The sequence below is a fragment of the Micrococcales bacterium genome (assembly GCA_009784895.1).
Classification (GTDB): domain Bacteria; phylum Actinomycetota; class Actinomycetes; order Actinomycetales; family WQXJ01; genus WQXJ01.
The window spans coordinates 1-13,223 of the sequence record WQXJ01000057.1 but is presented as its reverse complement, the minus strand read 5'-3'; the positions used below and the strand labels follow the sequence as shown (position 1 = coordinate 13,223).

13 protein-coding genes are annotated in these 13,223 nt (G+C 63.2%); 8 read left to right on the top strand and 5 right to left on the bottom strand.

Annotated features, from left to right (window positions below):
- Positions 1-73: 73 nt before the first annotated feature.
- Complete coding sequence (locus FWD29_08845; GenBank protein ID MCL2804037.1) at positions 74-1,336, top strand: beta-ketoacyl-[acyl-carrier-protein] synthase family protein; 1,263 nt, start codon at positions 74-76, stop codon at positions 1,334-1,336.
- Positions 1,337-1,510: 174 nt separating this feature from the next.
- On the opposite strand, the gene FWD29_08840 is transcribed toward FWD29_08845, so the two are convergent.
- The 4 genes from FWD29_08840 to def all read right to left on the bottom strand — a co-directional run bounded on the left by FWD29_08840 (position 1,511) and on the right by def (position 3,345).
- Positions 1,511-1,834, bottom strand: a complete 324-nt coding sequence (locus FWD29_08840) for a type II toxin-antitoxin system PemK/MazF family toxin (GenBank protein MCL2804036.1) — start codon at positions 1,832-1,834, stop codon at positions 1,511-1,513.
- A complete protein-coding gene (locus tag FWD29_08835; protein ID MCL2804035.1) occupies positions 1,831-2,079 on the bottom strand; it encodes a hypothetical protein in 249 nt (82 codons plus the stop codon). Before FWD29_08835 ends, FWD29_08840 begins: the two co-directional genes overlap by 4 nt.
- A 131-nt stretch (positions 2,080-2,210) precedes the next feature.
- Positions 2,211-2,711, bottom strand: coding sequence for a DUF3145 domain-containing protein (locus FWD29_08830; GenBank protein MCL2804034.1), 501 nt, complete (start codon positions 2,709-2,711; stop codon positions 2,211-2,213).
- 151 nt (positions 2,712-2,862) lie between these two features.
- A complete protein-coding gene (def, locus tag FWD29_08825) occupies positions 2,863-3,345 on the bottom strand; it encodes a peptide deformylase (protein MCL2804033.1) in 483 nt (160 codons plus the stop codon).
- Between the two features lie 131 nt (positions 3,346-3,476).
- Here def and FWD29_08820 point away from each other — a divergent pair, with 131 nt between their 5' ends.
- On the top strand, positions 3,477-4,016 hold the full coding sequence (locus FWD29_08820) for an NAD(P)H-dependent oxidoreductase (GenBank protein ID MCL2804032.1): 540 nt from the start codon (positions 3,477-3,479) through the stop codon (positions 4,014-4,016).
- 146 nt (positions 4,017-4,162) lie between these two features.
- Complete coding sequence (locus FWD29_08815; protein ID MCL2804031.1) at positions 4,163-4,861, top strand: hypothetical protein; 699 nt, start codon at positions 4,163-4,165, stop codon at positions 4,859-4,861.
- Between the two features lie 11 nt (positions 4,862-4,872).
- Here FWD29_08815 and FWD29_08810 read toward each other — a convergent pair whose 3' ends face one another.
- Complete coding sequence (locus FWD29_08810) at positions 4,873-7,587, bottom strand: PQQ-binding-like beta-propeller repeat protein (GenBank protein ID MCL2804030.1); 2,715 nt, start codon at positions 7,585-7,587, stop codon at positions 4,873-4,875.
- 766 nt (positions 7,588-8,353) lie between these two features.
- Here FWD29_08810 and FWD29_08805 point away from each other — a divergent pair.
- The 5 genes from FWD29_08805 to FWD29_08785 all read left to right on the top strand — a co-directional run bounded on the left by FWD29_08805 (position 8,354) and on the right by FWD29_08785 (position 13,022).
- Positions 8,354-8,854 carry a DoxX family membrane protein gene (locus FWD29_08805; protein ID MCL2804029.1) on the top strand — a complete coding sequence of 167 codons (501 nt, stop codon included), beginning with the start codon at positions 8,354-8,356 and terminating at the stop codon, positions 8,852-8,854.
- Complete coding sequence (gene aroA / locus FWD29_08800) at positions 8,851-10,242, top strand: 3-phosphoshikimate 1-carboxyvinyltransferase (protein MCL2804028.1); 1,392 nt, start codon at positions 8,851-8,853, stop codon at positions 10,240-10,242. Before FWD29_08805 ends, aroA begins: the two co-directional genes overlap by 4 nt.
- Positions 10,229-11,248: a ribosome small subunit-dependent GTPase A gene (gene rsgA, locus FWD29_08795; protein ID MCL2804027.1), complete on the top strand. Its 1,020-nt coding sequence runs from the start codon at positions 10,229-10,231 to the stop codon at positions 11,246-11,248. The genes aroA and rsgA overlap by 14 nt, the downstream gene beginning before the upstream one ends.
- Before the next feature lie 96 nt (positions 11,249-11,344).
- Complete coding sequence (locus tag FWD29_08790) at positions 11,345-12,187, top strand: histidinol phosphatase (GenBank protein ID MCL2804026.1); 843 nt, start codon at positions 11,345-11,347, stop codon at positions 12,185-12,187.
- Positions 12,188-12,350: 163 nt separating this feature from the next.
- Positions 12,351-13,022, top strand: a complete 672-nt coding sequence (locus tag FWD29_08785; protein ID MCL2804025.1) for a hypothetical protein — start codon at positions 12,351-12,353, stop codon at positions 13,020-13,022.
- Positions 13,023-13,223 lie beyond the last annotated feature (201 nt).

The following is a 13,223-nucleotide window of genomic DNA, read 5'->3' as shown; positions in this document are numbered from 1 at the left end:
TTCCCGATTCCGCCATCAAGGACCTAGCAACCGTAGGTGACGCCGTCAACTTCATCACCGCCGCCCAGAACTGATGAGCACAGCTTCGGTGGTGGTGACCGGCCTGGGGGCGACCACTCCCCTGGGCGGTGACGTTGATTCGACTTGGCAAGCGGTTTTGGCCGGGCGCTCCGGCGCTGCCACTTTGGACAACACCTGGGCCGAGGATTACGGTCTGACCTGCACCTTCGCCGCTCAGTTGGCGGTTGAACCGGAGGCCGTGTTATCGCGTCAGGAGATCCGCCGGGCCGATCCTTCAGCTCAATATGCCTTGATCGCGGCCCGCCAAGCCTGGGCCGATGCCGGGTCCCCAACCGTCGCGGCCGAACGCTTGGCAGTCATCATCGCCAGCGGGATTGGCGGCATCCACACCCTGCTGGGGGCCTGGGACACGCTGCGTGAACGCGGCAGCCGCCGGTTGTTGCCGCTGACGGTGCCCATGTTGATGCCCAATTCGCCGGCCGCCACCGTGGCGATTGACCTGGGCGCACGGGCTGGCGCCCACGCGCCGGTTTCAGCCTGCGCCTCAGGGGCCGAGGCCCTGATCTGGGGTGCCCGCATGATCGCCGATGGCCTGGCCGATGTGGTCGTGGCCGGAGGCACCGAAGCGGCTCTGCACCCCATCACACTGGGTTCCTTCGGCAAAATGCAGGCCCTGTCGACTCGGAATGACTCACCTGAAACGGCCTCACGGCCGTTTTGCTCAACCCGGGATGGCTTTGTCATGGGTGAAGGCGCCGGTCTGGTGGTGCTGGAATCGGCCGCACATGCCCAGGCCCGCCAAGCGCGGGTCTACTGTTCGCTGGCCGGGGTCGGCTCGACATCGGACGCCTACGATGTGGCCCCGCCTGACCCTTCCGGCCAAGGCCAAATCCGGGCCATGGAACAGGCCCTGGCCCAGGCTGGCCCGGCGGCGGGGCTAGTTGCCCACGTCAATGCTCACGCCACGGCCACCCCAACCGGCGACACGATCGAAGCGGCGGCCATTGAAACGGCTCTGACCGGCGCTCTCGGTTCGCTCGAATCTGCCCGCCAGGTGCCGGTCAGCGCCACCAAATCGATGACCGGGCATTTGTTGGGCGCGGCCGGCGCGGTCGAGTCGATCTTCACCATTTTGGCCCTGCGTGACCGTCTGGCGCCGCCCACCACCAATATCGAAGAGCTCGACCCGGAGGTCATGGTCAATGTGGTGCGTAATGAGCCGGTGCGGCTGCCTGCCGAAGGTCCGCTGGCGGCCATGAACAACGCCTTTGGCTTTGGTGGCCACAATATGGCCCTGGTCTTCGCCACTGATTAGCGGCGATCCCCGCCCTGCCCAGACCGGCCCAACCAGCCGCTGAGATAGGCGACTACCTCGACGCACTGAAAGAAACCGCAAAGTAGTACTTCCCGCCCGCATTGACTACTTCAGAACCACAAAGGGTTTCGCGAAAGGCTTTCGCAGGCTTTCCAAGGGCCGACGCCTGGAACCTTAGCCGCCTATCAGGCGCCGGATGACCACTTGTACGCCTGAAACGTCGTAGCCGCGCGTTTCAGCCTTGGTTACGCGTTCGACCGAGAACGTCCGGATCTGTTCGCCAATCGCCCATGAGCCGGGGGCGATCAAAACGCGGGTGGGCCAGTCTCGCGCACAGGAGGTCAGCGGAACTCCAATTACCAGCTGAAAGGCGGCATGGTAGCGCGCATCAGATAGAACCAGGCACGGCCGATGCTTGGCCTGCTCGTGGCCTTTGGATGGGTCAAGGTTGGCCCAGACAACATCGCCCCGCCCAAAGACCGCCGGCGCCGCGGTCACTCGCCGCGCCTGTCGAGCATCGAGTCCTCGAGGCTGTAGTCGTCGCTGTTCCCATCGCCATCAGCGGCGACTGCCTGCTGGGCGCTAGCCGGGTCAATCGCCTCTACCCCGGCCCAGAATTCGGCCTCCTCGCGGGCAACAAGCATGGCGTCAATCAGTGCACCTTGCGTGACGCCTGCGGCCTGAGCGGCCGCGCGAAGGCGTTCATGGGTCTCGGCCGGAACCTTGATGGTGGTTTGGTTCATACCGAGATGTATACCCACTAGTAGACTCGACAGTAGGTGTAGTCAGAGCTGTCCGTTGGGCTTCCCAAACCCGGTTCACCTTGCTGTCATCTTCGCCGGTGACCAAGACACAACTTAGGTGCGGGCGGAACCTAGCCGACTTGGTGCAACCAGCGCACCGGCGCACCGGCACCGGCGTAACGGAACGGCTCGAGTTCGTCATCCCAGGCCTGACCCACGGCCACATCGAGGTGGCGCACCATGGCGGCCAGATCGCCGCCGCAGTCCAAGGCCCGGCGGATGCGGTCCTCCGGCACCATGGTGTTGCCGTGGATGTCCATTGGCGCGTGGAAAATGCCCAGCTCCGGGGTATGCGACCAACGACCACCATCGGATCCGCGCGAGGCTTCTTCAGTCACCTCGTAGCGCAAATGCTCCCAACCAAACAAGGCGCTGGCCAGCTTGCCGCCAGTACCTTGGGCCGCCATCCATGAGTATTCGGCTCGCAGCATGCGTGGCGCGGCCGGCTGTTCGGTCCAGTCCAGGGACACGTCGCAGCCGATGACGTTGGTCGCGACGGACTCAATATGCGGGCAATAGGCCCGCGGGGAGGAGTGCACAAACAGCACGCCGCGCGTGATAACTCCTGACATCATCAGCCTCCTTGGAACCAAACGACTACGAGGTACGTCTTCCCCTACGACCTCAAAGCCGATCAACAAGGCGGCAAATGCTGCTTCAGTTGATGCGCGCGCGGCGCGCCGAGGTTTCAAGTATGGCAGACCGGGCGACCCTCGGGCAAGCTCATAGGTCCCGCACGGCGGCCATTGCCCGGCGGCGCACGGCCCGGTCTAGCCGGTCCAAAAACAGGTGGCCATCAAGGTGGTCAACCTCGTGTTGGAGACAGCGGGCCATCAACCCAGTGCCTTCGATGACGACCTCTTTGCCCTCCAGGTTGTTACCAGAAACCATGGCGTAGCCAGCACGTTTGCAGGGGAACCACAAATCCGGTACCGACAGGCAGCCTTCGTCGCCGTCTTGGGTGTCGTCACCCAACTCGACAATTTTCGGGTTGAGGACGTAGCCGACCTCGTCATCAATGTTCCACGAAAAGGCCCTCAACGAGACGCCAATCTGATTGGCCGCCAAGCCGGCCCGGCCCTCCATGTCGACCGTGTCGACCAGGTCACGCACCAGAGCCTGAGTTTTGGCATCAATCTTGGTGATCGGGTCGCAGGGCGTTCGCAGCACTGGATCGCCAATCACGCGGATGTCTCTGATAGCCATGTGCTCCATCATCCCACGCCCACCCCGCCATCTGCCCGGCCCACGGGCCACCGTCATCGGTCGGAGTCCATAGTTAGACCAGTCAGCCTTGGCGCGGCGACCCGACGCCAAAGCCGTGGCATGATGGCGCCGTGGACACTCCTGAACTTCTCATCATCGTGGCCTCGACCAGGCCAAACCGAATTGGCCTGAAGGTGGCCAACTGGTTCGAAGACCTGGCCCGGGCCAGCAAACAATTCGAGGTCAAAGTGGCCGACCTGAAGGCCATCAACCTCCCGCCCCTGTCGGAGACGGAACTGCCTGGAACCGGCAAATATGCCTTGGATTCGACCAAGGCCTGGGCCAAGCAGGTTGGCCAGGCCAGCGCTTTTGCCCTGGTGTTCCCAGAATACAACCATTCCTTCCCAGGCACACTGAAGCTAGCGCTGGACACTTTGGGTCCGGAATGGCGCGGCAAGCCGGTTGGCCTGGTCAGCTATGGCGGAGTTTCCGGTGGCTGCCGGGCGGCCATGGCCCTGGTGCCGACGTTGAACTTCCTGGGTCTTGATGTTTTGGTGCCGCAGGTCATCTTGCCGTTCGCCCCAGCCAACGTGCAGGCAGACGGCCAGTTCAGTCCGCCAGAGGTCAGCCAGCAGGCCGCCCAAGTACTGTTGGCCGCCTTGGCCGCCTAGCCGCGGACGGGCGCTTCGCCGTTTTGTGCCCGATGCCGTCTACCGCAGTCGTCAATCGCGGCTCGCTTTTCGGCCGGTCGCGTATTGGCAGGCCAAACTGGTGGTCAACTCTGGTCAATTCGGTCTTCAGATAGTAGACAAGAGGGGTGAGTTCTACTGCCCCGCTCCGAACCAAATTGTTGTGCCTTGTGGCTATTGGCGCCGGCTTGGCCCTGGCCGGCTGCGACGCCGGCACAGCTGTGATTTATGACGAGCCGGCCAAGTCCAGCCCAGAACAAACCAGTCCGCCGGCTACGGTTCCAGCCACCCCGGAACCAAGCCCCACGCCGGTCAAAGCTGACTGTTTGGGTTCCATTCAGCTACCAAGCGGCATTGACCCGCGGGCCTGCGGGCCAATGCCGGCAGAGGCCATCACCATCTCCGAGATTCCTGACGCCTATGGCTCTTTGATGTTTAAGACGCCCTCAGACAACATTGCCTGTGCCACTGAGTGGGGCTCTTTGGGTTGCCAGATCTTCGAGTACAGCTACGTTGATCCGCCCGACCTGCGCGTGCCGTGTTCCGGCGATCCTGGAAGCCTTTGCGGCTCCAACGGTTTCAGGATCACCGACGGCTGGGCCGTGCTCTATGACCGCTCAGACGTGCCGCCTTGGGGGGCCACTTGCGGCATTGATGGCAGCTGCGGCCCCAACTACATCGACAAAAGAGTGCCGGTGCTCCAATACGGCCAGGTTGCGGCCATGGAGCAGTACGCCTGCATTAGCGCTGAATCCGGCCTGACCTGCTGGGACACCCAGACTGGGCACGGCTTCATGATGAGCCGAGAGGCCTACAGCACCTGGTGAGTCTGAGAAAACTAAATCTGGCTCTCTTCGAAAGTCACTACACCATATTTCGGGGCGATGTTGGCGTTCCAATTGTCGACAAAGACCCGCTTGGCGGCCGTAGCCGGCCCGTCGTAGCCCTCGGCCCGGGCGAAGGCGTCGGCACCAGCACCAGCCGCGCAATTCGATGACAGCTTGGCTTTGGCCCAGTCAAGGTAGGCGTTGTCGGCTCCCAACGAGGCCTCAAGCGCCTCTGTCAGTTGCTGCACCAGCACCGTGCCACCTGAAATCTTGTCCACAGGTGTAGACCTGAGCGCGTCAAGCAGTTCTTGACGGTTGTTGGCGATCGACTGGATGGTGTTGACCTGGGCTGAGACGTTGCTGCAACTGGACACTGCCGCTACGGCTGGGCCCAGTTTGGAGCGGGCTCCGGCCGATTTGTTCAGGATTTCAACCAGATACCGCACCTGGTCAACGTCGGTATCCTCCGGCGCCTGTGCCCCGTAGGCGCCCTGACCCACGCCGCTACCGCCTTGGCCGTAGCCGGCGAAGAAGTTGGTGCCGACTGATCGTTGGTCGCCCTGCTGCCCGGGCTTGGCGAAGGTGACCAGGGCCGGCGCCCGGTATGCGCAAACCTCCAGGCCCTCGGGAGTGGTACCGCAATAACCGAAGTCCACGCTGCTAGCGTCGTCAGCTTGACCGGTGCCGAACTCGGCGTCAGAGTAGGCGATTTGGTTGCTTTGGCCGGTGCCAGTGCCACAAATGCGCAACCAGCCGCCTTCCCAGGTTGAAAGGGAAATCGGCCAGGTTCCAGGCGGACAGGGCACGATGTCGGCCGCCGGCTGGGTGAAAGCAACCTCACCTGTGCGCAGGTCCCAGGCCTGAGAGGCCAGAGCCAGGGCAGGTTCCCCTACTTTGGGTGTGGTCGAAACCACCGCACCGCCCAGCGACACGTCAATCACCAGGCCACCTTGGCAAACCACCTGGTAGCCATCGGTGGTGAAAGTCAGTTCGGTGGCCTGTAGTTCGGTGCCGGCTTGGTCTTTGACCGTGACAGTGAAGCCCTTGCCATCAGCGCCGCAGATCAGCAACAGGCCGTCGGCGTACTTGGTCCAACTGACCACTTCCATGCCGCTGGGGCAGTTGGGGAAGTCAGCCGGCAAAGCTACCGCTTGGGTGTCTTGGCCCTCCCCCGGTTTGACAGGATCCCAGCGCTGAACGCGATCATTCAAAGAGACATACAGCGCGTCCCGAGTCCCGGCAGGACCACCTGGCCAGATCGAATTCATCCCAACAAGGTCCACCGCCGACCAGGCTTGCTGCCCCGATTCCGGGTTGAGGGCAACAGCTTCCCAGGGATTCTCGCCCGTGATTTGCGTGCCCCTGACGAAAACCGTGCCGTCGGCAGCAAAGCTGATCTCGGCGGGACCGGGGCAATAGCTGCATAAGTCCGCAGGCCCCTCGGCCTCCCAAAGGAGCTCTCCTTCTTCGATGTCAATCATCCAGGTCATACTTCTGCTATGCAGAACGACGCGGCTGCCGCCGTCCCAATCGGCAGACAGGTCGCTCGACGGGATCCCAAAAGACCATTTGACCTCGCTGCTATCCGGATCAAGTACGCAGACCTCGTCGTCATACGCGACCACCGGGGTCTTCGGCACCTCGCCCATGAAGACCAAGGGTTGCATTGCCCCACGCGGTGACGAAATGAGCTCGGCGGTCTTCCCATTTGCCAGGTCGACACTCGCAGTTGCGCCGTCACTTTGCACCACAATCCTGTTGCCAGGCCAGGCTGAGCTCCACCCCGAACTGCTTGACACCACCCTGCCGTCATCCCATCCCAGTATCGCCGTGCTGCCCCACGCGGTGAGCTCTAGCAGTTCACCTACGTGACGTCCCCGAATGGCGGCGTCATAGTTGCCGGTCAACGAGATCTCTTGAGTCCAAGCCACCTGGCCTGGAGCCGACAACAAGACCACTTGGACTCGTTCTTTGCCGTTCGCTGGGTATTCGACCACGACCAGGGTCTCGTCAACCGCCATCCAGCCGCCGCCGCTGTTGGTTGGGATGTCTGGTAGGTCAAATCCAACACTCGGCCCCGCTTCGCCAGTCTTCGGATCAACCAAGACGCCGTGTAGCCCAATGTCGCTCCGCTGGTCACAAACCAAATAGCCCGCGAACAGCCCATCTCCACAAAGAATCTCGGCCGCGTCGGGTGACGCCGCGTCGTGACGCCAGATCTCCCGACCAGTCTTGGCGTCCAGGCCGACGTAGGCCGGCGCGTCCACGTGCTCCTCGCGGACCATTTGACCCATGACTACCAGATCCTGGTCGGCATAGAGCACCAAGACGTCTGTCACTCCGGGATCAGTCTCGGTGAACTCCCAGGCTGTTTTGTGGCCGTTGACAAATGATGCGCCAAGGTTGAGTGGGTTGTTGACCTTCAAGTCTGGGTTTGCCGGATTGGCAATTGTAGGGCCGACTATCTCGGAGCCAAGCAGCTTGTGCCGGATCGAGGGCACACCGAAGGCAACGCCGGCTCCCGCCAGCACTACCGCCACCGCGGCGATCGCAGCAATCAGTCCTTTGCTCCGCTTTTTCGGCTGGGCGATAGCCAGTTCCGGCGGTGGCGGAGGACCTTGCTGGGAGCCGAAGCCAGTGGGCGGCGCTGGCTGCCCAAAGCCGGGCGGCAGTGCCGCCGGCAAAGTCGCCTCCAAAGGCGGAGTCGGGGTCGGAAACGCATCCATTGACGGATCGAACCCGGGCGGTGGCGGTGACGGAGCCGGCTGGGGATCAGACCCAGTTGTCGACGCCAATTGCGAGTTGAACCCAGGTGGTGGTGGCGGCATCTGTGGGTCAAAGCCTGGTGGTTGTGGCGGGGCCATTGGGGCTTGGTCCACTGATCCAGGCGGGCTCGGCGGTTGACTAGCCGCAGGCGGTTCCCCCGCCGCCGGATAGGCATGGCCGCAGAATGGGCAAAACTTGCCGTCCTGGTGTGGTGCTGCACACTGGGAACAAGCGCCCTTTGGGGTAGTCATAACACCAAACTACCGGCAATCACCGGCGGCCCTGCGGCCTGAATGGTGCGCAGCCTCGGACTGGCGGAATTGGGGGTGATGCGTAGCCTCGGACTGGCAGAATTGGCGCTGCTGCCAAACCCTAAACTCGCGGTTTTAGAGGTGGTGCGTAGCCTCGGACTCGGTTGGCGGGGTGGTGCGATACCTCGGAGTCGCGGTTTGGCGGGTTGGCGTTAGGGCTCGGACTCGGGGAAAAGGGTGGTGGTGCGAAAGCCTGGACTCGCCGCTCGGGAGATGATGCGATACCTCGGAGTCGCGGTTTGGCGGGTTGGTGTTAGGGCTCGGACTCGCGGTTTGGGAGGTGATGCGAAGCCTCGGACTGGCGGAATTGGGGGTGATGCGTATCCTCGGACTCGCGGATTTGGGGCAGCGGCGGTTCGGTGCAATGGCTTGGCTGCGCTGGCCTCGCGCGCCGAAAGGTAGTAGACATCTACTCATGAGTCTGATTCGTTTTGCGGGCCGCGCGTTGTTGGGCGGGGTCTTGATTGCTGATGCTATCGACGCGCTGCGTCATCCCGAACCACATGCCAAGGTGATTGAACCTTGGCTAACTAAAGCCGCCGAGTCCGTCCCCAACGTGCCGGAAGACCCGGTCACCTGCGTCAAGGCCACAGCTGGCTCGGTTATCGCCGGCGGCGCCTTGATAGCGGTTGGTTTTGGCCGGCGCCTTGGCGCCTTGGCCGTGGCCGCCGTTATGGCACCCACTGTCGCCCTGAACATCCAAGAATGGATGGGTCAGGAAGACAAAGACAAAGCCGAGCCGCCCAAAAACCTCCTAATGCACGCCGCCCTGCTGGGCGGGGCCCTGATTGTGCTGGCCGGCCCCAAGAAAAAGCACGTTGGCAAAGACGCGGCCGCCGCCAAGTCAAAATCTAAGAGCGGCAAATGCGGCAAATCCTCTGGCCGCGGCTGCTGCAAGGACGCCAAGGCCAAGTGACACCCGCCGCCGGGCGGCCGGGCGACCCGTGGCCGGCCCCGTTGGCGCCAGGCCCCTTGGCCGCTGCCGTCAGCCTGCCCGGCTCGAAGTCCCTGACCGCCCGCTACCTCGCATTGGCCGCCTTGGCCAGTGGCTCAACCCGACTGCGCGGTGCGCTGCGTTCACGCGATTCAGATTTGATGGCCCAGGCCTTGCGCGCACTGGGTTGCCATATCGCCGATGCCGGAACCACCCTGGCAATCGACCCGCCAGCCGGCAGCCACTCACCTGCCGCCGCCCCAGGCCTGGCCGCCGGCCCCGCTCAGACTGACGCCGACCTGGCCGCCGGCCCCGCCCAAAAAAACGCCGGCTTGGCCAGCCCGGCGCTGATTGACGTTGGCCTGGCCGGCACCGTCATGCGGTTTTTGCCGCCGGTGGCGGCTCTGGCCAACCAGCCAATCAAATTCGACGGCGATGCGGCCGCCCGCCGCCGGCCAATTGCGCCTTTGCTTCAGGCGCTTATCGAACTCGGCGCCAAGGTCAGCTACCACGATCAAGACGGCTGCCTGCCATTCACCATCCAAGGACCCATCCAAGGCGGCCAAGTCAAACTCGACGCAACCGCCTCGTCCCAGTTCGCCTCGGCCCTGATGCTGGTGGCCCCGGCTTTGCCAGGTGGACTCGAGCTCCAGCTCGATCCACCACAGCTGCCGTCAAGGCCCCACCTTGACATGACCATCCAGGCCCTGAGGGACTTTGGCGCCAAGGTCGAAGTTACCTCCCCAACCGCCTGGCACATCGACCCCGGTGGCCTGACCGGCCAAGACCGCGCGGTCGAACCAGACCTATCCAATGCCGCACCTTTCTTGGCCGCCGCCCTGGTGGCCGGCGGCCATGTCACCATCAACGACTGGCCGGCCCAAACCACCCAACCCGGCCAGCTCCTGACCAGCTATCTAACCCAAATGGGCGGCACCATCACCCAGACTGCTGCTGGCCTGACTGTTGCCGGCGACGGTCGCATCCGCGGTGCCAACCTGGATCTAGCCCCGGCTGGAGAGTTGACGCCAACCCTGGCCGCCCTGGCGACTCTGGCTGAAAGACCCAGCCGGCTGCGCGGCATCGGGCATTTGCGGGGCCACGAAACCGACCGCCTGGCCGCCCTGGCCAGCGAAATCAAGCGCCTAGGCGGCCAAGCCGAGCAACTAGCCGACGGCCTGGAAATCCACCCGGCGCCACTGCGCCCGGCCTGCCTGCGCAGTTACGGCGACCACCGCATGGCCACCTTTGGCGCCATTATTGGGCTGCGTCTGGCCGGTGTCGAGGTCGAGGACATCACCGTCACCGCCAAAACCATGCCCACATTCCCCAAGCTTTGGGCCCAAATGCTGGCAGGTGACCGTGGCTAAGTGGGATCACCTGGGCGAGGAACACGTCCGCACCCGGCCGGGGCGAGGCTCGCGGCCGCGCAGTAAGGTCCGCCCAGCCCACCTTGACGCCACCGCCGGTCAAGTCATTGGCGTGGACCGCGGCCGCTACCTGGTCCACCTTGACGAAGGGCCGGCCAACCGCCAGGTTTGGGCGGTCAAAGCCAAGGAACTGGGTCACCGCGGCGTGGTGGTAGGCGACCGGGTCGATCTGGTTGGCGATCTGTCCGGCGAGAAGGGCTCGCTGGCCCGGGCCGTGCGGGTGGGGCACCGTCAAACCGTGCTGCGCCGGGCCACCGAAGAAGGCCGTGGCCGCGAGCGCGTGATTGTGGCCAACGCCGAGCTGCTGGTAGTGGTGGCGGCCCTGGCCAACCCCGAACCCAGGCCGCGAATGATAGACCGCTGCCTGGTGGCGGCCTACGATGGCGGACTTGAGCCGGTGATTTGCCTAACCAAAGTCGACCTGGCCCAGGCCAGTGATTTGGTGGCCCAATACCGGCCGCTTGGGGTCAAGGTGGTGACCTGCGGCCGGGCCGCCAAGGGCCAGCCGGTTGACGGCCTTGATCAGCTCAGGCAGGTTTTGGCCGGTCACGTCTCAGTTATGGTGGGCCATTCCGGCGTGGGTAAATCGACACTTATGAACGCCCTGATCCCAGGGGCAGACAGGGCCACCGGCCACGTCAACGAGGTCACCGGCCGCGGCCGTCACACCTCTTCGAGCGCAGTGGCCTTACCGCTGCCAGATGGCGGCTGGCTGATCGACACCCCTGGAGTGAGATCGTTTGGCTTGGATCACGTTTCCCCGGCCAACGTTCTGGCCGCTTTCCCGGATTTGGCCGCCGTTGCTGAACTAGACTGCCCGCGAGGCTGTCCGCACGCCCTCGATGCCTTGGATTGCGCTCTACCCGCCTGGGCGGCTCTATCTGACACCAACCGGGCCAGGGTCGAATCGTTCCAACGGCTAATCGCCTGGCGTGAGGACGCTTGAAACGAGTGAAAAAGGACTGATGGCGTGGCCAAGGACACATCAAAAGAAGGCAAGAAGCGCAGAGAGGTGCTGTCCAAACTGGCGCAGGCCGCCGCTGTGACCCCAGAGGCTGAGACCTACCTCGAAGACCTTCGCCTAGCCCTGACCCTGGCCGACCAAGCCGACCGGCTGACCATGACACGCTTTGGCGCCCCTGATCTCGATGTCACCGGCAAGGACGACGACACCTTGGTTTCCGACGCGGATAAGGACACCGAGAAACTCATCCGCGACCAACTCGAACGGACCCGGCCCAATGACAAGGTCTTGGGCGAGGAATTCGGTTCGGTGGGACCGGGCAAACTGGCCAAGATGGCGCTTGACGGTGAGCGGATTTGGGTTATCGACCCGATCGACGCCACCGCCAACTATGTGCGCGGCATGCCGGTCTGGGCCACCTTGATTGGTCTGGTGGCGGCCGGGCGCCCAGCCCTGGGCGTGGTTTCGGCCCCGGCCCTGGGCCTGCGCTGGTTTGCCGCCGCCGGTTTTGGCGCTTGGAAAGGCACCAACCTGGAAAACGCCACCCGAATGAAGGTGTCAAAGGTCAAGAAACTAGGTGACGCGTTCTTGTCCTACTCTGACACGGCTGGCTGGGAGGACCAGGGCCGCTTAGCGGGCCTACTCCGGCTCAACCAAGATGTCCAACGCAGCCGCGGTTTTGGCGACTTTTGGAGCTACATGTTGCTGGCCGAAGGCTGTGTCGACATTGCCACCGAACCGGAGCTAGCGCCGCATGACATGGTTGCCCTGGCGCCAATCGTGACTGAAGCTGGCGGCGTTTTCACTGACACCACCGGCAAAGTGGTGGGCCCATTTGGCGCAGATGCGCTAGCCGCCAACGCCAAACTGCACGAGCGGGTAGTGCCTTATCTCCATCCCAAAAAGGACAAGGACAAGTAGCCATCGCTAGACAGCCAGCGAAAGGCGAAGAACCCTGAAAACCACAAAGGCATTGTCCTGGCTGACTCTGGCTGCCACATTGATAGCGCTTTCAGCCTGCTCGGGCAGTCCACAAGAACCAGTCGAACAGCCATCACCTAGCCAGCCAGCATCTGGTCCTGAGGTGCAGTCAACACCTAGTCCTGAAGACCAGCCGGCCTTGATAGAACCACTGCCATTCAACAGCGCGGGGCTGCTCGATGGCACCGCCAATCCTTCGTTTCCCCACGGCGATGCGGGCGAGATAAGTGTTGTCGCGACGCAACAGTATTCTGGCGGCCACTATGTGGCGATCGCGTTCCGCAACAACACCGACCAGCCAATCTCACGCGTCGAGTGGGCCGCAACCGCCACTTCGGTCAGATCGAAAGCGGTGGACGAGGGTCATTCAACCACCCACACTTACCCAGCGCGGCTTATGCCGGGCGAGGTGGGGCTGGCTGCGATCTTTTTCAACCGCGCCCCTTCCGGCCAAAGGTACGAATTCTCGGTCGAAGCATCAACCCCTGACGATGCTCCCGGCGACACCGTCGCCCTCCAGGTCTCCAACGCCAACCAATTGAATCGTGACGTCGTGGCCACAGTCGTAAACGACACGGGCCGAACCCTTGACCCGGTCGAGGGGGCTATCTTTTGCTTCGCTGACGACGGCAACACACTTTTGGCGGTCAGAAAGGTCGACTCTCTAGATACCGGCCCTTTGGCCCCCGGGGTGCCGAGAGTGTTTACAGTCTCCCTAAACCAAATGACTTGCTACACCTTCACCGTCGGTGTCTCAGGCACCTTTGCTGACTAAAACCCTTACCCCAAGCCACCAGCCGGCCACCACCTAGCTGCGGCCGTCCCGACTCGTGTCACTTTAGTGTGGGCCTGGCGCTGAATGGATGGCGTTGATGATGGCCTGGGCGGTGGAGCTGATGGGGCTTTCCCCGGTGAATACGTGTCCTTCTATAGCCATTTCGGTTTGCCGGATCGGTTTGAGGGCGTGCAAGAACCG